Genomic DNA, 23,679 nt, shown 5'->3' with positions numbered 1-23,679 from the left:
TAGATTGCTTCGCTCCGCTCGCAATGACGGCCCTTGCTTCCGTTGGCTCACGGTCACAGAGCGCATCCGCCTTCACGTGAAGGACGGATGCGCTCGCGGCGTTATCAGTGCGCCTTCTCCCAAATCTTCCGCTTGGTGAAATACACCAAGGTCGACAGCACGATCAGGAACAGCACGACGCGCAGGCCGATCTCCTTGCGGGCGTCGAGATGCGGCTCGGCCGTCCACATCAGAAAGGCGCTCACGTCCTTGGAATACTGGTCGAGCGTCTGCGGCGCGCCGTCGTCATAGGTCACGGCGCCGTCGGAGAGCGGCGGCGGCATGCCGATGCGATGGCCGGGCATATAGGCGTTGTAATATTGTCCGGCCGGCAGCTCGACTCCCCCCGGCGCGTCCTCATAGCCGTTCAGCAGCGCGACGATATAGTCGACGCCGTGCTCCTGATAGGAGAAGCCCGGCAGAGCGTCGGCGAGGAACTGCGGAAAGCCGCGCGAAAAGCCGCGCGCCTTGGCCAGCACCGACATATCCGGCGGATAGGCGCCGCTGAAGGCCGCCCGCGCCGCCTGCTCATTGGGGAAAGGCGGCGGAAGATGATCGCTGAGCCGTCCCGGACGCTCGAAATATTCGCCCGTGTCGTTGGGGCCGTCCTTGATCTTGTAGCTCTCGGCGAGCGCCTTCGCCTCGGCCTCGGAAAACTCCGGTCCGCCCTTCTCGGCGAGATTGCGGAAGGCGAGCCGATGGATCGAGTGGCAGCTGGAGCAGACCTCCTTGTAGACCTTGAAGCCGCGCTTCAATTGCGCGGCGTCATAGCGGCCGAACGCGCCGGCGAAGCTCCATTGCTGGAGTGGCGGCTTGGGCTGCGAATGCGCGTCCGACGCGAGCGCGGGCAGCGACGCGCCGAGCACGAGGCTCATCGAAAGGCCGAAGGCCGACCGGCGAATCATCGATACGATCATGGTCGAATTCCCGCGCGCGTCACGCATTAACGCCCTCCCCGGATCGAGCGACGCCATTGGCCATCGACGCCGCGATCGACTCGGGCGCCGGCAAGGTCTTCTCGAATTTGCCGAGCAGCGGCAGCACCACGATGAAGTAGAGGAAGTAGCAGACGGTCAGAATGCGCGCCGCGAGCAGATAGACGCCTTCCGCCGGCTGCGCGCCGAGATAGCCGAGACCGACCGACACCGCGACGAAGGCCCAGAAAAACTTCTTGAACGTCGGCCGATAGACGCCGGAGCGCACTTTCGACGTGTCGAGCCAGGGCAGCGCCGCGACGATCAGGATCGAGCCGAAGAGCGCGATGACGCCGACGAGCTTGCTCGGGATCGCGCGCAGGATCGCGTAGAAGGGCAGGAAATACCATTCCGGCACGATATGCGGCGGCGTCACCAGCGGATTGGCCTCGATGTAATTGTCGGGATGGCCCGTGTAATTCGGCACGAAGAAGGTGAGCCAGGCGTAGAGCGCGAAGAAGATCGCCACGCCGACCATATCCTTCATCGTCGCATAGGGCGTGAAGGGCAAGGTCTCCTTCTCGACGTCCTTCACCTCGACGCCGGTCGGGTTGTTCTGCCCGGTGACATGCAGAGCCCAGACATGCAGCCCGACCACCGCGACGATGACGAAGGGCAACAGGTAATGCAGCGCGAAGAAGCGGTTCAGCGTGGCGTTGTCGACCGAATAGCCGCCGAGCAGCCAAGTGGTGATAGCGTTGCCGACCACGGGAATGGCGGTGAAGAGATTGGTGATGACCGTCGCCGCCCAGAAGGACATCTGTCCCCAGGGCAGCACATAGCCCAGAAATCCGGTCGCCATCATCAGCATGAAGATCACGACGCCGAGGATCCACAAGACCTCGCGCGGCTCCTTGTAGGAGCCGTAATACATGCCACGGAAGATGTGGATATAGACTGCGAGGAAGAACATCGAGGCGCCGTTGGCGTGCGCATAGCGCAGCGCCCAGCCCCAATTCACGTCGCGCATGATGTGCTCGACCGAATCGAAGGCCAGCGTCGTCTCCGGCGTGTAATGCATGGTCAGCACCACGCCGGTCACGATCTGGGCGATGAGCATGAACGACAGGATCGCGCCGAAGGTCCAGAGATAGTTGAGATTCTTCGGCACCGGATAGGCGACGAAGGACTCGTGGATGAAGCCGAGAATCGGCAGGCGCCGCTCCAGCCAGCGCGCAAAGCCGCTCTTCGGCTTGTAAGTCGAATGTCCACTCATGAGGGTCGTCTCGTTAAGTCTGCAGGGACGGGACCGCGCGCCGCTCAGCCGATCTTGATCTTCGTGTCGGTGAGGAAAGCGTATTGCGGCACTTCGAGATTGCTGGGGGCGGGACCGCTGCGGATGCGCCCCGAAGTGTCGTAGGTCGAGCCGTGGCAGGGGCAGAACCAGCCGTTGAACTCGCCTTCATGGCCGGTGGGAATGCAGCCGAGATGCGTGCAGACACCGACGACGACGAGCCATTCGGGCTTCTGCACGCGCGCCGAATCGGGCTGCGGATCCGGCAGCTCGGCGAGATTCACATTCTGCGCCGCCTCGATCTCCTGCTTGGTGCGGCGGCGCACGAAGACGGGCTTGCCGCGCCATTTGACGGTCACGATCTGCCCGAGCGCGATGGCGGAGATGTCGAGCTCGGTCGACGCCAGCGCCAGAGTGGATGCGTCGGGATTCATCTGCGCGATCAGCGGCCAGACCGCTGCGCCGGCGGCGACCGCCGCGCCCGCGCCGGTGGCGAGGAACAAGATGTCCCGGCGGTGCGGCTCCGCCTTTGTCGCATTGCTCACTTCAACAACCTCTCTCGCGAGTTCGACCCCGGCGACTGCTCACGGGGACGCTGACGTCTCGGAAGCGCCAATAGATACAAGTCTATTCGCGCGTTGCGCGCCTGTTCCTCGAGCAGTCTGCCCTCGACTGCGGGCGCAGGGGCTCCAAGGGCTCCGGCGGCAGTCGCGATCACTGGCGTGGATCACGACGCTTGTCCACAAACGGCTCCCGGGAAATTTTGTCAACCGCAGGAATCGCCAGCGATGCGCGGCTGTCCCGCCCCTCGCGTCGCCGGCCGGTCGAAATGAAAACACGGCCTCGCGCTGCGACGACACGCCGCGGAACGCGTCCGCAATCTCGGCGCGATTGTCCGGCTTCCTAGGCGCCGGGCGCCCATGAAAACAGCAGCTTGGTCACCCCACTGCGACGCTCTGCGCAATTTCCACAATCGCGGGCCGGGAGCCGTCGGCGCTAGCGTTCGCGTCATGGCCCGCCACCCGCCTCGGCAGGCGGCGAGAGACCGAAAACGCGCGAAGCGGAGAAACCGCCATGGGCAGCTACATCGCTCATACGAGGCGCAAGCTCAAACCGTCCAAGGCCGATAGCGCGGCCGACGTCGACCGCGAGATGATCGCGCGCCGCGAGCGCGAGCTCGCCGAGAGGCGCGAGCTGCAGCGCGCCGCCGAAGAGCGCGCCCGCGCGGAAAAAGCGGCGCGGGCCATGATGCGGGCGGTCGAGAAGCGCCTCACGCCCGCCGAGCCCGACACCTCCGGGCGCCGCCGCACCGCCGTGCGCGCGGCCGGCATCATGCTGATCTCGGCGACCGGCGGCATGCGCACCGAGAGCGTCGCGCTGCATCGCCTGCCGGGCAGCGCCGGCTCCGAGCTGTGGCGCGCCGACGTGCGCTTCGAGACCGAGAAGGGCGTCACCCATTTCATCAATGATCCCGGCTCGCCGTCCGATCTCGACGCCCTGCATGCGATGCGCGCGCTGGCGCCGCGAATCGCCGAGACCCTGTTCATGGGGCCGCCCTATGACGATGCGATCGACCGCAATAATCTCGTCACCGCGCAGCGCCTCGCCGAATCTTTCATGCACAAGTCGCATTACACCGCCTCGCTCGGCGCGTCGGAGAAGCGTGAGCTGCACGAATCGATCTTGGACCAGCTGCATCAGGTCGCGGCGATGCGGCTTCGCCATTTGAGCGGCGAGCTCGAGCGCCTCGTCGGCGCTTTGATGCACAAGACCCGTCTGTCGCGGTCGGAGCTCAACGCTCTTCTCGCATCCATCTATGACGGTTACGAGGAGTTCCGTCGCTCCGAGGCGCGGCTCGCCCCGCCCTCCCCCGCCCCGCGCCTCACCGCGGAGCAGCCGGCCGAGCCCGAGCGTTCCTTCGAGGAGGAGCAATCCTTCGAGGAGGAGCGCCCCGCGGCGACGGGCACGCACGGCTTCTAGCTCGACGGCGTCACATAATCGCAAATGCCCGATAGAAAAATCTTTTGACGCGTCCCAACGAAATGGGGCTCGTCATTGCGAGCGAAGCGAAGCAATCCTTCAGCCGTGAGGCGGCGTCTTCCGACATTTCGCGGCGGCTCTCGATTGCTTCGCCGCTTCGCTCCTCGCAATGATGCCCCCGATGGTCGCGGGTTTGTTGTGAAACAGTCGAACGAGAGCCTTATCCGAACCGATTTGGTCGATCGGGAAGCGCTCTGACCCTCAGCCCATCGCCAGAAAGGCGCCGAAGCCGGCGACGACGAGAAGCAGAGCCGCGAGAGCGATCAGCTCGATCCGCCCGACGCTCGCTTTGTGAGTCTGCTCGTCGTCGAGCAGGCGTCGCGTATGGATGAAGCGCCAAGTGGCGATGGCGATGAGCCCGATGCCGCCGAGCACCAGCACGCCGCCGCCATCGCGCGCGAGCGGCCCTGAGAGGCGCTCCAGCCTGCGCTCGACGAGCGCGCCGGCGGCGCCCTCGAGAATGATGGAGCCGCCGATCGTCAACACGAATAGATTGAATTTCTCGATCACGAAGCCGAGCGCCATCACCGCTATGCCGGTGCGCACCCAGGCGAGATAGGTTCGTTCATTGGCGGCGTGATCCGTGTAGTCGCGAATCATCTCGGCTCCCCTTCCGGCGAATTTTTCGCATTCTTTCCCCGCGAAGCATGCCCCTCCGCGCAGGATCGACCGCGACGCATCTCGCCTTATATGCGCGCCCGAGGGCTCGTCTTCACGGCGAGCGCAGCGCCGGGGCGCGAGACATGAAAAAAATTATTGCCGCCATTCTGATCCTGGCCGCGCCGGCGACGACCGCCGCGGCCGAGCCGAGCTGCCGCCAGGACGACGACACCGGCAAATCCCTGTGCGTCGCCGGCGTGCTCTTCCGCTGCGCCTGCCGCGAGATTTCGGGCGCGACCGTCTGCAGCTGGGACAACGCCGCCTCGGCCTGCTCGGCGCTGACGGCGACGGAGGATGCGCGGCCGAGCGTCGTCGGCGGGATCGTCGCGCCGCGGGAGCGCTAGTCCGCCGCCGCACCGGGTCACTTTTTTTCTCGCTCGAGGAGCTTGCGCTTGCGTTCCGCGCCCCAGCGATAGCCGGACAGCTCGCCATCGCTGCGCAGGACGCGGTGGCAGGGAATCGCCACGGCGATCTTATTGGCCGCGCAGGCGGCCGCGACGGCGCGAGCGGCCTTCGGCGCGCCGATGCGTCGCGCGAGTTCGGCATAGCTGATCGTGGCGCCGAACGGAATGGCGCGCAACGCCGTCCACACGCGATGCTGGAACGCGGTTCCGCGAATGTCGAGCGGCAGGTCCATGCCGATTTCCGGCTGTTCGACGAAGGCGACGACCTGCGCCGCCAGGCGTTCGAATCCAGGATCGCCGCCGAGTAGAGTCGCACGAGGAAAACGGTCCTGCAGAGCCCGAACGAGAGCGTCCCGCTGATCGCTCAGGAACACGGCGCAGACGCCCTTCGCGCTCGCCGCGACCAATATGCAGCCGAAGGAACAGTCGCCGACCGCGAATCGGATCTCGGCGTCGACGCCGCCGAGTCGAAAGGCGCTCGGCGTCATGCCGAGCGCGTGCGGCGCCTCCGCATAGAAGCGCCCACTGGAATTGAAGCCCGCGTCATAGATGGCTTCGGTGACGGATCGGCTCGCCGACAGCCGGTCCCGGAGGCGCGCGCGCCGGTGAGCGAGCGCATAAGCCTTCGGAGTCACGCCGGTGAGCGCTTTGAACAGCCGATGAAAATGCGAAGGGCCGAGGCCGACGCTGCGCGCCAGCGCGTCGAGCGACGGGGCCGTCTGCGCCGCCTCGATGAGCCGGCAGGCGCGCTCGATCAGCGCCGCCTGCCGCGCCTCGAGGGGCGCATCGTTCGGACGGCAGCGCTGGCAGGGTCGAAAACCGGCCGCCTCGGCCTCGGCGCCGGAGGCGTAAAAGCGCACATTGGCGCGATTCGGCCGCCGCGCCGCGCAGGACGGCCGGCAATAGACGCCGGTCGTCATCACCGCATAGACGAAGCCGCCATCCGCCGCAGCGTCACGATCGACGACGCTCGCCCAGTGACACTCATTCACGATCCGCGCGGCGTCTACAGGCATGAGAACCTCTACTCCTCTGCGATGCAGGCTGACGCGGCCGCAGGCAATGATCATAGCGCCGCCAGCCCGACCCGCAGCGCCACGATCGTGAACGGCGGCAGCGCCGTCACGGCGACGCCGATGAAAAGAAATGTTCCCTCCACCGAATGGACAGCGCTACGAGCATGCTCCATTCTGCGGATCCATAGCCTTTCCTGCCGACATCGCGCCCTCTCCCTCGCATGCGCGGAAAACGACTGGCGAGGAGCCGACCTCAGAAAATCCCGGCGGTCGACGACGCCCGTTCGCCGGCGAGGCTTCGATAGAGCTCCTCGGAAATTTCCCCGAGGCGCGAGGCGTGGACCTCGCCGACGGCGAGGCCGTAAAATCTCTGAAAGCTCATGATCAGCGGACGCCATCTGTCGGGATCGATCCGGTTCGCGTGGCCGTCCATGAGAATGTCCGGCCGTATATGCACGCGCAGAATGCGAAGCTCGAACGCGCGGAACGGGCCTTTGCGCGGACCATCGTCGCCGAGGCCGTGGCTCGCCGCGACGGCCGCCTCCATCTGCACTGGGCACTCCAGGATGCGCGGCGCCGAGACGATTTCGGACGGCGTCCGGGTGAGCCCGGCGATCTCGAATTTTCTCGGCTCATGGCGATACCCCCGCGCCAGCTTGGCGTCCGGAACCGGCGAAGAGCCGGTGGTGCGCGCCAGCCGGTCGACCGCCGCGACCTCGTCGACGGAAGGCAAATTCAACACACATTCGCCAGCGCGGAGGAGATTCTCCGTCGTTTTCGACGAAGCGTCGAGCCCGATCACGCATCGCCAGCCGAGCCAGAAGGCGGAGGACATCGGCGCGATATTGTCTCCGCCCTCTGCATTCACCGTGCTGATCAGGACCACCGGAGTTCCGAAATAGAGAATCGACGGCTCCGTTCTGATATGTTCTACGCTCATCAGGCTCATCCCCGGTGTTGCTGGATCGCGCGCAGCTTCGCCCGTCGCGTATGTCGGCGCACTCCGATTCTTGCTTTCAAATCAGAACAGCTTCGCTGGCGCGCCGCTTGCTTCCTCGATATGTTGCGCAGCGACGATCGAGGGAACCGCATGACCACCGCCAATCCGTTGCTCGACGCGACAGTCGCGCCTTTCGGCCTGCCTGCTTTCGGCGCGATCGACAGCGCCCATTTCCGTCCCGCCTTCGAGGCGGCCATGGCCGAGAACAGCGCCGAGATCGAGCGCATCGCAACCGATCCGCGAACGCCCGATTTCGACAATACGATCGCCGCGCTCGAGCGATCCGGCCGACGGCTGCGCGATGTCGGCGCCGTATTCTGGAATCTCGCCGCCACCGATTCGACCCCCGAGCTGCAGGCTGTGGAGCGCGAGGCGTCCGGCGCTCTCGCCCGCCACGAGACCGAAATCCTGCTGAACGCCGCTTTGTTCGCGCGCGTCGACGCGCTGTTTTCGAGACGCGAATCGCTCGCCCTCTCGCCCGAGCAGGCGCGCGTGCTGGAGCTCATTCATACGCGCTTCCTGCGCGCGGGCGCCCGGCTCGACGAATCGGCGCGCGCGCGGATGACGGCGATCAGCGAGCGCCTCGCCAATCTCACCACGACATTCGCGCAGAACGTCCTCGCCGACGAGGCCGCTTATGTGCTGCTGCTCGAGAAGAGCGACCTCGACGGCCTCTCGGAGGATTTTCGCGCGGCGGCGGCGGAGGTCGCGCGTGAGCGCGGCGCGCCGGGCAAATATGGCGTGACGCTGGCCCGCTCCAATCTCGAGACCTTTCTGCAGAGCTCGACGCGGCGCGATCTGCGCGAAGCCGCCTTCCGCGCTTTCGCCGGCCGCGGCGAATCGGGCGGCGACACCGACAATCGCGCCGTCATCGCCGAAATTCTGCGCTTGCGCGAGGAGCGGGCGAAGCTGCTCGGCTTCGACAATTTCGCCGCCTATAAGCTCGACGACACGATGGCCAAGACGCCCGCGGCGGTGCGCGAGCTCCTGGACCGGGTCTGGGAGCCGGCGCTCGCGGCCGCCAAGGCGGAGCGCGACGAGCTGCAGGCGCTGGCCCAGCGCGTGGGCGACAATCTCGACATCGCCGCCTGGGACTGGCGCTTCTACGCCGAGCGGCTGCGCGAGGAGCACTACGCCCTCGATCAGACGGCGCTGCGCCCCTATTTCTCGCTGGATGCGATGATCGCCGCCGCCTTCCATGTGGCGGAGCGTCTGTTCGGCCTGCGCTTCGTCGAGGTCCACGGGCTCGAGCTCTATCATCCGAGCGTGCGCGTGTTCGACGTCCGCGACGCCGGCGGCGCGCATGTGGCGCTGTTCCTCGGCGATTATTTCGCGCGGCCCTCCAAGCGCGGCGGCGCCTGGATGTCGGAGTTCCGCGGCCAGGAGCGGCTCGACGACGATGTGCGGCCGATCGTCGTCAATGTGATGAATTTCGCCAAGGCGCCGGAGGGCGAGACGACGCTGCTCAGCCTCGATGACGCCCGCACTTTGTTCCACGAGTTCGGCCATGCGCTGCACGGCATGCTGTCCGATGTGACCTATCCCTCCATCGCCGGCACCAGCGTCGCACGCGATTTCGTCGAATTGCCCTCGCAGCTCTATGAGCATTGGCTGCTCGAGCCGCAGATTCTACGCGAGTTCGCCCGCCACGCCGCGACCGGCGAGCCCATGCCGGAGGACATGCTCGAGCGCATCGCCCGTTCGCGGCACTTCAACCAGGGCTTCGCCAGCGTCGAGTTCTGCGCCTCGGCCTATGTCGATCTCGACTTGCACGAGCGCGGCGCCGGCAGAGATTTCGACGCCGGCGTCTTCGAGCGCGAGAGCCTCGCGCGCATCTCCATGCCGCAGGAGATCGTGATGCGGCACCGCACGCCGCATTTCACCCATGTCTTCGCCGGGGACGGCTATTCGGCCGGCTATTACTCCTATCTCTGGGCCGAGACGCTCGACGCCGACGCATTCGAGGCGTTCGTCGAGACCGGCGACGTCTTCGCGCCGCAGGTCGCCGCCAAGCTGCGCGAGCATGTCTACGCCGCCGGCGGGCGCCAGGATCCCGCGAGCGCCTATCTCGCTTTTCGCGGACGCATGCCGAGCGTCGAGCCGCTGCTGCGGCAGCGCGGCTTCAGCGCTTCGCGCGACGCCTGAAGCTCGCGCCACCCTGCCAGAGGCGGAAAATGTTTCCGATCGGTTAGGCGTTCGTTAAGACGTTCATGCGAATTGTAACCAAGCGAAGCCCCTAGACGGCGGCTTCGCATCCGCGCCAAGGGACAGATGATCTGTCCGCAGCCGGCCCAGACGGGACCGCCGAGGCATAGCGCCTGCGGCCCTCCCCGTCCGAGGACCGGTCTGACGCGTCGATGTTTTCACACCGCCACAACTAACGCCACTGCGCCACGCGCCGAGCGAAGAGCCCGCGCGTGATCGCTCGGAGGCGCGTCTACGCCCGATAAACCCGGCCGAACGGCGAGGCGCCGTCCGGCTCGGGTCAAACCGAACGCCTCGTCAGCTTTCATCCGTACACGCTTTTCTGCGGAGCGCCCGATGACCTCGATTATCTCTTCCCTCACCGCCACTCAGGTTGCCGGGCTCACCACCACCGTCATCGCAAATCTGACGACGACGGATATAGCCGCTCTGTCGACGACCCAGGCCGCAGCGCTGAAAGCGACGCAGCTCAACGCGCTCAGCACCACCGAGTTTCAGTATTTCGCGACGACGCAGATCGCGGCCCTGACCGCAAACGCGATTTCGGGCCTCTCGCTCTCGCAGATCGAAAATCTCACCGAAACGGAGACCGGCGCGCTGACCACGGCGCAAATCTCCGCGCTGTCGGCGACGCAGATCGGCGGGCTGAGCTCGACCGAGCTCGAAGGATGGTCGACCACTCAGCTCAGCGCCCTCACCTCCAAGCAAATAGGCGGGCTGACGACGACCGCGATCAGCAATCTGTCGACGACGCAGATCGGCTCGCTCTCGCAAACGCAATTGAGCGGCTTGACGAGCACTCAGCTCAATGCTCTGAGCACCGACGATCTCATCGCCATCACCATCTCGAACCTCACGACCTCGCAGATCGGCAAGCTCGACGGAACGGCCGTCGCCAATCTCAGCGACACGCAGGTCGCGGCTCTGACCTCGTCGCAGATCGGCTCTCTGACCACCCTCGGCTTCGACGCGCTTTCCACGACCGACGTCCAGGGCCTCTCCACCACACAGCTCACCGGCCTCACCGCCACCCAGATCGGCAAGCTCTCCACCACCGCGCTCTCCGATCTCTCGACGACGCAGGTCGGCCAGCTGACCGCGACCCAGGTCAAGGGCCTCACCACCACTCAGCTCAACACCATCGGCGCGACCTTCCTCGACGCCATCGACGCCACGAGCCTCTCCACCAGCCAGGTCGCCGGCCTCGACGCCACCGCCATCGGCAATCTCACCACCACCCAGGTCGCCGCGCTCTCCTCCGCACAGATCGGCGCGCTCTCCACCGGCGGCTTCGACGCCCTCTCCACCACAGAGGTCGAGGCGCTCTCCACCACACAGCTCACCGGCCTCACCGCCACCCAGATCGGCAAGCTCTCCACCACCGCCCTCTCCGATCTCTCCACCACTCAGGTCGGCCAGCTGACCGCGACCCAGGTCAAGGGCCTCACCACCACTCAGCTCAACACCATCGGCGCGACCTTCCTCGACGCCATCGACGCCACGACCCTGACCACCAGCCAGGTCGCCGGCCTCGACGCCACCGCCATCGGCAATCTCACCACCACTCAGGTCGCCGCGCTCTCCTCCGCCCAGATCGGCGCGCTCAGCACCGCCGGCTTCGACGCCCTCTCCACCACAGAGGTCGAGGCGCTCTCCACCACACAGCTCACCGGCCTCACCGCCACCCAGATCGGCAAGCTCTCCACCACCGCGCTCTCCGATCTCTCCACCACGCAGGTCGGCCAGCTGACCGCGACCCAGGTCAAGGGCCTCACCACCACCCAGCTCAACACCATCGGCGCGACCTTCCTCGACGCCATCGACGCCACGAGCCTCTCCACCAGCCAGGTCGCCGGCCTCGACGCCACCGCCATCGGCAATCTCACCACCACTCAGGTCGCCGCGCTCTCCTCGGCGCAGATCGGCGCGCTCAGCACCGGCGGCTTCGACGCCCTCTCCACCACCGAGGTCGAGGCGCTCTCCACCACACAGATCGCCGGCCTCACCGCCACCCAGATCGGCAAGCTCTCCACAACCGCCCTCTCCGATCTCTCCACCACTCAGGTCGGCCAGCTGACCGCGACCCAGGTCAAGGGCCTCACCACCACTCAGCTCAACACCATCGGCGCGACCTTCCTCGACGCCATCGACGCCACGAGCCTCTCCACCAGCCAGGTCGCCGGACTCGACGCCACCGCCATCGGCAATCTCACCACCACTCAGGTCGCCGCGCTCTCCTCCGCACAGATCGGCGCGCTCTCCACCGGCGGCTTCGACGCCCTCTCCACCACAGAGGTGCAGGCGCTCTCCACCACACAGCTCACCGGCCTCACCGCCACCCAGATCGGCAAGCTCTCCACCACCGCCCTCTCCGATCTCTCCACCACTCAGGTCGGCCAGCTGACCGCGACCCAGGTCAAGGGCCTCACCACCACTCAGCTCAACACCATCGGCGCGACCTTCCTCGACGCCATCGACGCCACGACCCTGACCACCAGCCAGGTCGCCGGCCTCGACGCCACCGCTATCGGCAATCTCACCACCACCCAGGTCGCCGCGCTCTCCTCCGCACAGATCGGCGCGCTCTCCACCGGCGGCTTCGACGCCCTCTCCACCACAGAGGTCGAGGCGCTCTCCACCACACAGCTCGCCGGCCTCACCGCCACCCAGATCGGCAAGCTCTCCACCACCGCCCTCTCCGATCTCTCGACGACGCAGGTCGGCCAGCTGACCGCGACCCAGGTCAAGGGCCTCACCACCACTCAGCTCAACACCATCGGCGCGACCTTCCTCGACGCCATCGACGCCACGACCCTCTCCACCAGCCAGGTCGCCGGACTCGACGCCACCGCCATCGGCAATCTCACCACCACTCAGGTCGCCGCGCTCTCCTCGGCTCAGATCGGCGCGCTCAGCACCGCCGGCTTCGACGCCCTCTCCACCACAGAGGTGCAGGCGCTCTCCACCACACAGCTCACCGGCCTCACCGCCACCCAGATCGGCAAGCTCTCCACAACCGCCCTCTCCGATCTCTCGACGACGCAGGTCGGCCAGCTGACCGCGACCCAGGTCAAGGGCCTCACCACCACTCAGCTCAACACCATCGACGCGACCTTCCTCGACGCCATCGACGCCACGACCCTCTCCACCAGCCAGGTCGCCGGCCTCGACGCCACCGCTATCGGCAATCTCACCACCACCCAGGTCGCCGCGCTCTCCTCCGCACAGATCGGCGCGCTCTCCACCGGCGGCTTCGACGCCCTCTCCACCACAGAGGTCGAGGCGCTCTCCACCACACAGCTCGCCGGCCTCACCGCCACCCAGATCGGCAAGCTCTCCACCACCGCCCTCTCCGATCTCTCGACGACGCAGGTCGGCCAGCTGACCGCGACCCAGGTCAAGGGCCTCACCACCACTCAGCTCAACACCATCGGCGCGACCTTCCTCGACGCCATCGACGCCACGACCCTCTCCACCAGCCAGGTCGCCGGCCTCGACGCCACCGCTATCGGCAATCTCACCACCACCCAGGTCGCCGCGCTCTCCTCCGCACAGATCGGCGCGCTCTCCACCGGCGGCTTCGACGCCCTCTCCACCACAGAGGTCGAGGCGCTCTCCACCACACAGCTCACCGGCCTCACCGCCACCCAGATCGGCAAGCTCTCCACCACCGCCCTCTCCGATCTCTCGACGACGCAGGTCGGCCAGCTGACCGCGACCCAGGTCAAGGGCCTCACCACCACTCAGCTCAACACCATCGGCGCGACCTTCCTCGACGCCATCGACGCCACGACCCTCTCCACCAGCCAGGTCGCCGGCCTCGACGCCACCGCTATCGGCAATCTCACCACCACTCAGGTCGCCGCGCTCTCCTCGGCGCAGATCGGCGCGCTCAGCACCGGCGGCTTCGACGCCCTCTCCACCACCGAGGTCGAGGCGCTCTCCACCACACAGATCGCCGGCCTCACCGCCACCCAGATCGGCAAGCTCTCCACAACCGCCCTCTCCGATCTCTCCACCACTCAGGTCGGCCAGCTGACCGCGACCCAGGTCAAGGGCCTCACCACCACTCAGCTCAACACCATCGGCGCGACCTTCCTCGACGCCATCGACGCCACGAGCCTCTCCACCAGCCAGGTCGCCGGACTCGACGCCACCGCCATCGGCAATCTCACCACCACTCAGGTCGCCGCGCTCTCCTCCGCACAGATCGGCGCGCTCTCCACCGGCGGCTTCGACGCCCTCTCCACCACAGAGGTGCAGGCGCTCTCCACCACACAGCTCACCGGCCTCACCGCCACCCAGATCGGCAAGCTCTCCACCACCGCCCTCTCCGATCTCTCCACCACTCAGGTCGGCCAGCTGACCGCGACCCAGGTCAAGGGCCTCACCACCACTCAGCTCAACACCATCGGCGCGACCTTCCTCGACGCCATCGACGCCACGAGCCTCTCCACCAGCCAAATCGCCGGCCTCGACGCCACCGCTATCGGCAATCTCACCACCACTCAGGTCGCCGCTCTCTCCTCGGCTCAGATCGGCGCGCTCTCCACCGGCGGCTTCGACGCCCTCTCCACCACAGAGGTCGAGGCGCTCTCCACCACACAGCTCACCGGCCTCACCGCCACCCAGATCGGCAAGCTCTCCACCACCGCCCTCTCCGATCTCTCGACGACGCAGGTCGGCCAGCTGACCGCGACCCAGGTCAAGGGCCTCACCACCACTCAGCTCAACACCATCGGCGCGACCTTCCTCGACGCCATCGACGCCACGAGCCTCTCCACCAGCCAGGTCGCCGGCCTCGACGCCACCGCCATCGGCAATCTCACCACCACTCAGGTCGCCGCGCTCTCCTCCGCCCAGATCGGCGCGCTCAGCACCGCCGGCTTCGACGCCCTCTCCACCACAGAGGTCGAGGCGCTCTCCACCACACAGCTCACCGGCCTCACCGCCACCCAGATCGGCAAGCTCTCCACCACCGCGCTCTCCGATCTCTCCACCACGCAGGTCGGCCAGCTGACCGCGACCCAGGTCAAGGGCCTCACCACCACCCAGCTCAACACCATCGGCGCGACCTTCCTCGACGCCATCGACGCCACGAGCCTCTCCACCAGCCAGGTCGCCGGCCTCGACGCCACCGCCATCGGCAATCTCACCACCACTCAGGTCGCCGCGCTCTCCTCGGCGCAGATCGGCGCGCTCAGCACCGGCGGCTTCGACGCCCTCTCCACCACCGAGGTCGAGGCGCTCTCCACCACACAGATCGCCGGCCTCACCGCCACCCAGATCGGCAAGCTCTCCACAACCGCCCTCTCCGATCTCTCCACCACTCAGGTCGGCCAGCTGACCGCGACCCAGGTCAAGGGCCTCACCACCACTCAGCTCAACACCATCGGCGCGACCTTCCTCGACGCCATCGACGCCACGAGCCTCTCCACCAGCCAGGTCGCCGGACTCGACGCCACCGCCATCGGCAATCTCACCACCACTCAGGTCGCCGCGCTCTCCTCCGCACAGATCGGCGCGCTCTCCACCGGCGGCTTCGACGCCCTCTCCACCACAGAGGTGCAGGCGCTCTCCACCACACAGCTCACCGGCCTCACCGCCACCCAGATCGGCAAGCTCTCCACCACCGCCCTCTCCGATCTCTCCACCACTCAGGTCGGCCAGCTGACCGCGACCCAGGTCAAGGGCCTCACCACCACTCAGCTCAACACCATCGGCGCGACCTTCCTCGACGCCATCGACGCCACGACCCTGACCACCAGCCAGGTCGCCGGCCTCGACGCCACCGCTATCGGCAATCTCACCACCACCCAGGTCGCCGCGCTCTCCTCCGCACAGATCGGCGCGCTCTCCACCGGCGGCTTCGACGCCCTCTCCACCACAGAGGTCGAGGCGCTCTCCACCACACAGCTCGCCGGCCTCACCGCCACCCAGATCGGCAAGCTCTCCACCACCGCCCTCTCCGATCTCTCGACGACGCAGGTCGGCCAGCTGACCGCGACCCAGGTCAAGGGCCTCACCACCACTCAGCTCAACACCATCGGCGCGACCTTCCTCGACGCCATCGACGCCACGACCCTCTCCACCAGCCAGGTCGCCGGACTCGACGCCACCGCCATCGGCAATCTCACCACCACTCAGGTCGCCGCGCTCTCCTCGGCTCAGATCGGCGCGCTCAGCACCGCCGGCTTCGACGCCCTCTCCACCACAGAGGTGCAGGCGCTCTCCACCACACAGCTCACCGGCCTCACCGCCACCCAGATCGGCAAGCTCTCCACAACCGCCCTCTCCGATCTCTCGACGACGCAGGTCGGCCAGCTGACCGCGACCCAGGTCAAGGGCCTCACCACCACTCAGCTCAACACCATCGACGCGACCTTCCTCGACGCCATCGACGCCACGACCCTCTCCACCAGCCAGGTCGCCGGCCTCGACGCCACCGCTATCGGCAATCTCACCACCACCCAGGTCGCCGCGCTCTCCTCCGCACAGATCGGCGCGCTCTCCACCGGCGGCTTCGACGCCCTCTCCACCACAGAGGTCGAGGCGCTCTCCACCACACAGCTCGCCGGCCTCACCGCCACCCAGATCGGCAAGCTCTCCACCACCGCCCTCTCCGATCTCTCGACGACGCAGGTCGGCCAGCTGACCGCGACCCAGGTCAAGGGCCTCACCACCACTCAGCTCAACACCATCGGCGCGACCTTCCTCGACGCCATCGACGCCACGAGCCTCTCCACCAGCCAGGTCGCCGGCCTCGACGCCACCGCTATCGGCAATCTCACCACCACCCAGGTCGCCGCGCTCTCCTCCGCCCAGATCGGCGCGCTCAGCACCGGCGGCTTCGACGCCCTCTCCACCGCCGAGGTGCAGGCGCTCTCCACCACACAGCTCACCGGCCTCACCGCCACCCAGATCGGCAAGCTCTCCACCACCGCGCTCTCCGATCTCTCCACCACTCAGGTCGGCCAGCTGACCGCGACCCAGGTCAAGGGCCTCACCACCACTCAGCTCAACACCATCGGCGCGACCTTCCTCGACGCCATCGACGCCACGACCCTGACCACCAGCCAGGTCGCCGGCCTCGACGCCACCGCCATCGGCAATCTCACCACCACCCAGGTCGCCGCGCTCTCCTCGGCGCAGATCGGCGCGCTCTCCACCGGCGGCTTCGACGCGCTCTCCACCACAGAGGTCGAGGCGCTCTCCACCACACAGCTCACCGGCCTCACCGCCACCCAGATCGGCAAGCTCTCCACCACCGCCCTCTCCGATCTCTCGACGACGCAGGTCGGCCAGCTGACCGCGACCCAGGTCAAGGGCCTCACCACCACTCAGCTCAACACCATCGGCGCGACCTTCCTCGACGCCATCGACGCCACGAGCCTCTCCACCAGCCAGGTCGCCGGCCTCGACGCCACCGCTATCGGCAATCTCACCACCACCCAGGTCGCCGCGCTCTCCTCCGCCCAGATCGGCGCGCTCAGCACCGGCGGCTTCGACGCCCTCTCCACCGCCGAGGTGCAGGCGCTCTCCACCACACAGCTCACCGGCCTCACCGCCACCCAGATCGGCAAGCTCTCCACAACCGCGCTCTCCGATCTCTCCACCACTCAGGTCGGCCAGCTGACCGCGACCCAGGTCAAGGGCCTCACCACCACTCAGCTCAACACCATCGGCGCGACCTTCCTCGACGCCATCGACGCCACGACCCTGACCACCAGCCAGGTCGCCGGCCTCGACGCCACCGCCATCGGCAATCTCACCACCACCCAGGTCGCCGCGCTCTCCTCGGCGCAGATCGGCGCGCTCTCCACCGGCGGCTTCGACGCCCTCTCCACCACCGAGGTCGAGGCGCTCTCCACCACACAGCTCACCGGCCTCACCGCCACCCAGATCGGCAAGCTCTCCACCACCGCGCTCAGCGATCTCTCGACGACGCAGGTCGGCCAGCTGACCGCGACGCAGGTCAAGGGCCTCACCACCACTCAGCTCAACACCATCGGCGCGACCTTCCTCGACGCGCTCGACGCCACGAGCCTGACCACCAGCCAGGTCGCCGGCCTCGACGCCACCGCCATCGGCAATCTCACCACCACTCAGGTCGCCGCGCTCTCCTCCGCTCAGATCGGCGCGCTCTCCACCGGCGGCTTCGACGCCCTCTCCACCACCGAGGTCGAGGCGCTCTCCACCACACAGCTCGCCGGCCTCACCGCCACCCAGATCGGCAAGCTCTCCACCACCGCGCTCTCCGATCTCTCGACGACGCAGGTCGGCCAGCTGACCGCGACGCAGGTCAAGGGCCTCACCACCACTCAGCTCAACACCATCGGCGCGACCTTCCTCGACGCGCTCGACGCCACGACCCTGACCACCAGCCAGGTCGCCGGCCTCGACGCCACCGCCATCGGCAATCTCACCACCACCCAGGTCGCCGCGCTCTCCTCCGCTCAGATCGGCGCGCTCAGCACCGGCGGCTTCGACGCCCTCTCCACCACAGAGGTCGAGGCGCTCTCCACCACACAGCTCACCGGCCTCACCGCCACCCAGATCGGCAAGCTCTCCACCACCGCCCTCTCCGATCTCTCGACGACGCAGGTCGGCCAGCTGACCGCGACCCAGGTCAAGGGCCTCACCACCACTCAGCTCAACACCATCGGCGCGACCTTCCTCGACGCCATCGACGCCACGACCCTCTCCACCAGCCAGGTCGCCGGCCTCGACGCCACCGCTATCGGCAATCTCACCACCACCCAGGTCGCCGCGCTCTCCTCCGCCCAGATCGGCGCGCTCAGCACCGGCGGCTTCGACGCCCTCTCCACCGCCGAGGTGCAGGCGCTCTCCACCACACAGATCGCCGGCCTCACCGCCACCCAGATCGGCAAGCTCTCCACCACCGCGCTCTCCGATCTCTCCACCACGCAGGTCGGCCAGCTGACCGCGACCCAGGTCAAGGGCCTCACCACCACTCAGCTCAACACCATCGGCGCGACCTTCCTCGACGCCATCGACGCCACGAGCCTCTCCACCAGCCAGGTCGCCGGCCTCGACGCCACCGCCATCGGCAATCTCACCACCACTCAGGTCGCCGCGCTCTCCTCGGCGCAGATCGGCGCGCTCAGCACCGGCGGCTTCGACGCCCTCTCCACCACCGAGGTCGAGGCGCTCTCCACCACACAGCTTACCGGCCTCACCGCCACCCAGATCGGCAAGCTCTCCACCACCGCGCTCTCCGATCTCTCGACGACGCAGGTCGGCCAGCTGACCGCGACCCAGGTCAAGGGCCTCACCACCACTCAGCTCAACACCATCGGCGCGACCTTCCTCGACGCCATCGACGCCACGACCCTCTCCACCAGCCAGGTCGCCGGCCTCGACGCCACCGCCATCGGCAATCTCACCACCACTCAGGTCGCCGCGCTCTCCTCGGCGCAGATCGGCGCGCTCAGCACCGGCGGCTTCGACGCCCTCTCCACCACCGAGGTCGAGGCGCTCTCCACCACACAGCTTACCGGCCTCACCGCCACCCAGATCGGCAAGCTCTCCACCACCGCGCTCTCCGATCTCTCGACGACGCAGGTCGGCCAGCTGACCGCGACCCAGGTCAAGGGCCTCACCACCACTCAGCTCAACACCATCGGCGCGACCTTCCTCGACGCCATCGACGCCACGACCCTCTCCACCAGCCAGGTCGCCGGCCTCGACGCCACCGCCATCGGCAATCTCACCACCACTCAGGTCGCCGCGCTCTCCTCCGCACAGATCGGCGCGCTCTCCACCGGCGGCTTCGACGCCCTCTCCACCGCCGAGGTGCAGGCGCTCTCCACCACACAGCTCACCGGCCTCACCGCCACCCAGATCGGCAAGCTCTCCACCACCGCGCTCTCCGATCTCTCCACCACTCAGGTCGGCCAGCTGACCGCGACGCAAATCCATGGATTGACGTCCACTCAGCTCAATGCGTTCGATGCGGCCGAACTCGACGCCATCGATGTGAGCTACTTTGCGACCTCGCAGATCGCCGGCCTCGACGCCACCGCGATCGACAATCTCACGACGACGCAGATCGGCGCGCTGTCGGCGGCGCAGATCGGAGCGATCGCCTCGAGCGCGATCAATTCGCTGACGACGACCGAGCTCAATGCGCTCACCTCGACGCAGGCGGCGGCGCTGACGAGCTCTCAGATCGGCGCGTTGACGACGACCAACTTCACGTCGCTGACCACCGACAGCCTCTCGGCGCTCACCACCACCGCGATCGCCGGGCTGACGACGGACGATATCTCCGCGCTCACCACCACCCAGGGCAGCGCATTCACGACACCCCAGATTCAGGCAATGTCCGTGGATCAAGTTGTGGCGCTCGTCACTCTCCTCAGCTGATGACGGAACAGCGGCGAGCCGCGTGGCGACACGCGTCCTCAAAGACCGGCGTCGCGGCCTCTCCGGACCGCGCGCCGTCAGCCTCGCCGAATGGACGTCGACATGCCCAACCAGCCGAATGGATCGGAGCCCGCGTTCGCCCTCTTCAAAACGTCTATCGAGAAAGCCACCGCGCAGACCCTGTCTCTCGCAGAGCTGTTCGATGCGGCCGCTCGGCTGAAGGCGGCGCGCCAGGAGCGCTTCGTCGCCGAGCTCTATAAGACCTGGATCGCCTTCAACTCCGACCATCCGCTGATCTACGCCGCTTATTTCAACTATGCCTCCGCCCTCGGCGACTCCGGCGACCGCCCGGGCGGGATCAATGCGCTGCGCGAGGCGCTGCGCGTGAAGAGCGACTTCCATCCCGCCCATATCAATCTCGGCCGGCTGCTCGAGGACAGCGGCCAGGCCGGGAAGGGCGTCGCGCAATGGATGGTGTGCGTCGAGCAGCTCGGCGCGATCACCGGCGATTCGGTCTCCCACAAGCTCAGCGCGCTGCAGCAGATCGGCCGCGTGCTCGAGGGCCATGACAAGGACGAATCGGCCGAGGACGCGCTGCGTCAGAGCCTCGAGATCGACCCCCGCCAGACCGAGGTGGCCCAGCACTGGATCGCGCTGCGGCAGCGACAATGCGAATGGCCCGTGCTCGCCGCCACGGAGCGCGTCAGCCGCAAGCATCTTCTCGACGGCATTTCGTCTCTGTCGCTGGCCAATCTCGCCGACGATCCCATGTTTCAGCTCGCCAAGGCCTATCGCTACAACAGGCGCTCCATCGGCCGCATTCCCCCGCTGCCGCGCGAGGAGCCGCCGCGCCGCCGCCCCGGCGAGCGGCTCAGAATCGGCTATGTCTCATCGGATCTGCGTGAGCATGCGGTCGGCTTCGCCATGACCGATGTGATGGAGACGCACGACCGCGCCCATTTCGAGATCCACGCCTATTATTGCGGAATCGCCCGCACCGACCCGACGCGCGAGCGCATTGCCGCGGCGGTCGATCGCTGGACCGAGATCAACGGCATGAGCGACGAAGAGGCGGCGCGGAAGATCGCCGATGACGGCGTTCACATCCTCATCGATCTCAACGGCTACACCAAGGATGCGCGAACCAAGATGTTCGCCATGCGGCCGGCGCCGATCGTCGTGAACTGGTTCGGCTTTCCTGGAACCATGGGCACGCCCTACCATCATTATGTGATCGCCGATTCCATCATCGTCCCCGAGGACGCGGAGATCTATTATTCCGAGAAGGTGCTGCGCCTCCCCTGCTACCAGCCCAACGACCGCAAGCGCGTCGTCGCCGCCGAGCGACCCTCGCGCCAGGAGGCGGGACTGCCGGAGAGCGCCTTCGTCTTCTGCTCGCTCAACGGCATGCAGAAGCTCACCGCGCTCACCTTCGACCGCTGGATGACGATCCTCGCCGCGGTTCCGGACAGCGTGCTGTGGCTGCTCACCGGGACGCAGGCGACCAATGAGCGCATACGCGCCGCCGCATCGGCGCGCGGGGTGGCGCCGGAGCGCATCGTCTTCGCGCAGAAGATGCCCAATCCACGCCATCTCGCGCGCTACCCGCTCGCCGATCTCTTCCTCGACAATTTCCCCTATGGCGCCCATACGACGGCCGCCGACTCGCTGTGGATGGGCGTTCCGATCCTCACCTTTCCGGGTCGCAGCTTCGCCTCGCGCGTCTGCGCCAGCCTCGTGCGCGCGGCAGGCGTCGAGGAACTCGTCTGCGCCGATGCGGAGGATTATGTCGCGCGCGCCATCGAGCTCGGCCGAAATCCGCGACAGCTCGCGGCCATTCGCGACAAGCTCGTCGCCGGACGCGATCGATGCGCGCTGTTCGACACGCCCGCGCTCGTCGGCCATCTCGAAAATCTCTATCGCGAGATGTGGCGCGACTATGAGGCCGGCGCGCTGCCGCGCCCCGATCTGCGCAATCTCGACCTCTATCACGAGATCGGCCTCGAGCTCGATCACGAGCGGCTGGAGCTTCTCGACGACAACGCCTATCGCGCGCTCTATCTCGACAAGCTCGCGCAATGGGATCGAGCCGAGCCGATCGCGCCGGACGAGCGGTTCTGGCGCGCCCGCTGACGCGTGAGCTGCGAGCCTGAAGGCTCGCGGTCCAAAGGGCGGCCGCTGGACCGCGAGCCTTCAGGCTCGCTCTTCCCCAGCGCCGCCTCGCCTATTCCGCGAGAATGCGCTTCAACAGCTCGATCACCTCGGCGAGGCTCCTGTCCTTGGCGGCGAGCTCCTCGACCTTGCGCACGGCGTGCAGCACGGTCGTGTGATCGCGCCCGCCGAAACGACGCCCGATCTCGGGCAGCGAGCGCAGCGTCAGCACCTTGGACAGATACATGGCGATCTGTCGCGGGCGGACGACATTGGCGGTGCGGCGCGAAGAGAGAATGTCGGCGCGGGAGATATTGTAATGGCTGGCGACGAGCTTCTGGATGTCGTCGATCTTCACGCGCTTGGGCTCGTGATTGCGCACGAGATCGCGAATGGCGTTCTCCGCCGTCTCGACGCAGAGCGGCGCGCCGTTCAGCGTCGAATGGGCGAGCAGGCGGTTCACCGCGCCTTCGAGGTCGCGGCCATTGGTCACGATCGTCTTGGCGACATAGGAAACCACCGCGGGCGGCACGTGGAAGCTCGGCTGCGCCTCCTGCGCCGCGGCGATGCGCGCCTCGAGAATCTTTACGCGCAGCTCTTCGTCCAGCGGGCCGATGTCGACGCAGAGCCCGCCCTTGAAGCGCGAGAGCACGCGCTCGTCCAATGTCTCGAGGTCGGAGGGCGGACGGTCGGCGGCGACGACCACCTGCTTGCCGTCGTCGATCAGCGCGTTGAGCGTGTGGCAGAACTCCTGCTGAATCGATTTGCCCTGCAGGAACTGCACATCGTCGATGATCAGCACGTCGATGTTGCGCAGCTTCTCCTTGAACGCCATCGATGTCTGCGCGGTGAGCGCGGACACGAAGCCGCTCATGAATTTCTCCGCGGTCAGATAGATCACGCGGCGCCGGTTGTCATTGGCGGCGCGCGCCACCGCCTGCAGCAGATGCGTCTTGCCGAGGCCGACGGCGGCATGAGTGTAGAGCGGATTGAACAGCGGATGATCGCCGGCGCGCGCATCGGCGACGCGGCAAGCGGCGGCATAGGCGAGCTGATTGGACGGACCGACCAGAAAGGTCGAGAAGGACAAGCGTCGGTCGAGCGGCGAGCCGTTGAAATGATCGCCCTCGACGCGCGGCGCCGCGCGCCCGCTGCTTCGCACATGCGGCTCGGGCTTCTCCACGATCACGGGCGCCGGGGGCGCTTCCACGGCGCTCCTCTCGGCCGTCGGCGCGACCACCGCGGCGTCGGCGTCGCGCGCCCGAGCGCGGCGAGAGGGAGAGCGCACGTCGATGACGACGCGATCGGTTCCCGCAAATTCGGCGCAAAGCCGCGTCTTGATGCGATCTGCGTAATGCGACTGAATCCAGCTCTTCAGGAATTTCGTCGGCACGGTGAGGAGAAGCGCGCCATCTTTCACCGTCTCCAGCTCGAGCCGCGCGAACCAGGAATTATAGACCGCGTCGCCGAGCTCGGCGCGCAGCCGGCCCCGCACCCTCTCCCACTTCTGCCGATCGGCGCTCGACAATTCGCTGGAAGACGGCTGATGATCGCTTTGTTCGGGCAT

Annotated in this window: 13 protein-coding genes; 5 read left to right on the top strand and 8 right to left on the bottom strand. The window is 67.1% G+C overall.

Annotated elements, in window-relative coordinates; genetic code table 11:
- Positions 1–104: 104 nt before the first annotated feature.
- From CQW49_RS00060 to petA, 3 genes are read right to left on the bottom strand one after another with little or no spacing between them, the layout of a single operon-like run.
- Positions 105–956, bottom strand: coding sequence for a cytochrome c1 (locus CQW49_RS00060; RefSeq protein ID WP_024749425.1), 852 nt, complete (start codon positions 954–956; stop codon positions 105–107).
- Positions 957–975: 19 nt separating this feature from the next.
- Positions 976–2,229 (bottom strand): cytochrome b, encoded by a 1,254-nt coding sequence (locus CQW49_RS00055; RefSeq protein ID WP_003614446.1) that lies wholly within the window; start codon positions 2,227–2,229, stop codon positions 976–978.
- Positions 2,230–2,273: 44 nt separating this feature from the next.
- Positions 2,274–2,792 (bottom strand): ubiquinol-cytochrome c reductase iron-sulfur subunit, encoded by a 519-nt coding sequence (gene petA / locus CQW49_RS00050; protein ID WP_003614447.1) that lies wholly within the window; start codon positions 2,790–2,792, stop codon positions 2,274–2,276.
- 529 nt (positions 2,793–3,321) lie between these two features.
- On the opposite strand from petA, the gene CQW49_RS00045 reads away from it, so the two are divergent.
- Positions 3,322–4,227: a hypothetical protein gene (locus CQW49_RS00045; protein ID WP_003614448.1), complete on the top strand. Its 906-nt coding sequence runs from the start codon at positions 3,322–3,324 to the stop codon at positions 4,225–4,227.
- A 261-nt stretch (positions 4,228–4,488) separates the two neighbouring features.
- Here the strand turns inward: CQW49_RS00045 and CQW49_RS00040 are convergent, their stop codons facing one another.
- On the bottom strand, positions 4,489–4,887 hold the full coding sequence (locus tag CQW49_RS00040; RefSeq protein WP_003614449.1) for a YidH family protein: 399 nt from the start codon (positions 4,885–4,887) through the stop codon (positions 4,489–4,491).
- 143 nt (positions 4,888–5,030) lie between these two features.
- Here CQW49_RS00040 and CQW49_RS00035 point away from each other — a divergent pair, with 143 nt between their 5' ends.
- Positions 5,031–5,291, top strand: coding sequence for a hypothetical protein (locus CQW49_RS00035; RefSeq protein WP_003614452.1), 261 nt, complete (start codon positions 5,031–5,033; stop codon positions 5,289–5,291).
- A gap of 17 nt (positions 5,292–5,308) precedes the next feature.
- Here the strand turns inward: CQW49_RS00035 and ada are convergent, their stop codons facing one another.
- The 3 genes from ada to CQW49_RS00025 form a co-directional block, all read right to left on the bottom strand.
- Positions 5,309–6,367, bottom strand: a complete 1,059-nt coding sequence (gene ada, locus CQW49_RS00030; RefSeq protein ID WP_003614453.1) for a bifunctional DNA-binding transcriptional regulator/O6-methylguanine-DNA methyltransferase Ada — start codon at positions 6,365–6,367, stop codon at positions 5,309–5,311.
- Positions 6,368–6,417: 50 nt separating this feature from the next.
- Positions 6,418–6,540, bottom strand: coding sequence for a hypothetical protein (locus CQW49_RS25990; RefSeq protein WP_003614454.1), 123 nt, complete (start codon positions 6,538–6,540; stop codon positions 6,418–6,420).
- Between the two features lie 80 nt (positions 6,541–6,620).
- Positions 6,621–7,307 (bottom strand): flavin reductase family protein, encoded by a 687-nt coding sequence (locus CQW49_RS00025; RefSeq protein ID WP_003614455.1) that lies wholly within the window; start codon positions 7,305–7,307, stop codon positions 6,621–6,623.
- Positions 7,308–7,457: 150 nt separating this feature from the next.
- On the opposite strand from CQW49_RS00025, the gene CQW49_RS00020 reads away from it, so the two are divergent.
- The 3 genes from CQW49_RS00020 (at position 7,458) to CQW49_RS00010 (ending at position 22,094) form a co-directional block, all read left to right on the top strand.
- On the top strand, positions 7,458–9,512 hold the full coding sequence (locus CQW49_RS00020; protein ID WP_003614456.1) for a M3 family metallopeptidase: 2,055 nt from the start codon (positions 7,458–7,460) through the stop codon (positions 9,510–9,512).
- A gap of 396 nt (positions 9,513–9,908) precedes the next feature.
- Positions 9,909–19,961, top strand: a complete 10,053-nt coding sequence (locus CQW49_RS00015; RefSeq protein ID WP_099831717.1) for a beta strand repeat-containing protein — start codon at positions 9,909–9,911, stop codon at positions 19,959–19,961.
- Positions 19,962–20,063: 102 nt separating this feature from the next.
- Positions 20,064–22,094, top strand: a complete 2,031-nt coding sequence (locus CQW49_RS00010) for an O-linked N-acetylglucosamine transferase, SPINDLY family protein (protein ID WP_003614545.1) — start codon at positions 20,064–20,066, stop codon at positions 22,092–22,094.
- Positions 22,095–22,185: 91 nt separating this feature from the next.
- Here the strand turns inward: CQW49_RS00010 and dnaA are convergent, their stop codons facing one another.
- Entirely contained in the window at positions 22,186–23,679 is a 1,494-nt protein-coding gene (dnaA, locus tag CQW49_RS00005) for a chromosomal replication initiator protein DnaA (protein ID WP_003614546.1), read from the bottom strand.

The sequence above is a fragment of the Methylosinus trichosporium OB3b genome, assembly GCF_002752655.1.
In the GTDB taxonomy this organism is placed as follows: domain Bacteria; phylum Pseudomonadota; class Alphaproteobacteria; order Rhizobiales; family Beijerinckiaceae; genus Methylosinus; species Methylosinus trichosporium.
The sequence above is the reverse complement of the archived record's forward strand: the minus strand, read 5'-3'. Positions and strand labels throughout refer to the sequence as shown.

Excerpts from the sequence above, each read along its gene's own strand:
- CQW49_RS00040 (WP_003614449.1), bottom strand. The coding sequence starts at position 4,887 with ATGATTCGCGACTACACGGATCACGCCGCCAATGAACGAACCTATCTC.
- dnaA (WP_003614546.1), bottom strand. The coding sequence starts at position 23,679 with ATGCCCGAACAAAGCGATCATCAGCCGTCTTCCAGCGAATTGTCGAGC.
- CQW49_RS00045 (WP_003614448.1), top strand. The coding sequence starts at position 3,322 with ATGGGCAGCTACATCGCTCATACGAGGCGCAAGCTCAAACCGTCCAAG.
- CQW49_RS00035 (WP_003614452.1), top strand. The coding sequence starts at position 5,031 with ATGAAAAAAATTATTGCCGCCATTCTGATCCTGGCCGCGCCGGCGACG.
- CQW49_RS00055 (WP_003614446.1), bottom strand. The coding sequence starts at position 2,229 with ATGAGTGGACATTCGACTTACAAGCCGAAGAGCGGCTTTGCGCGCTGG.
- CQW49_RS25990 (WP_003614454.1), bottom strand. The coding sequence starts at position 6,540 with ATGGAGCATGCTCGTAGCGCTGTCCATTCGGTGGAGGGAACATTTCTT.
- CQW49_RS00010 (WP_003614545.1), top strand. The coding sequence starts at position 20,064 with ATGCCCAACCAGCCGAATGGATCGGAGCCCGCGTTCGCCCTCTTCAAA.
- CQW49_RS00020 (WP_003614456.1), top strand. The coding sequence starts at position 7,458 with ATGACCACCGCCAATCCGTTGCTCGACGCGACAGTCGCGCCTTTCGGC.
- CQW49_RS00060 (WP_024749425.1), bottom strand. The coding sequence starts at position 956 with ATGATCGTATCGATGATTCGCCGGTCGGCCTTCGGCCTTTCGATGAGC.
- CQW49_RS00015 (WP_099831717.1), top strand. The coding sequence starts at position 9,909 with ATGACCTCGATTATCTCTTCCCTCACCGCCACTCAGGTTGCCGGGCTC.
- CQW49_RS00025 (WP_003614455.1), bottom strand. The coding sequence starts at position 7,307 with ATGAGCGTAGAACATATCAGAACGGAGCCGTCGATTCTCTATTTCGGA.
- ada (WP_003614453.1), bottom strand. The coding sequence starts at position 6,367 with ATGCCTGTAGACGCCGCGCGGATCGTGAATGAGTGTCACTGGGCGAGC.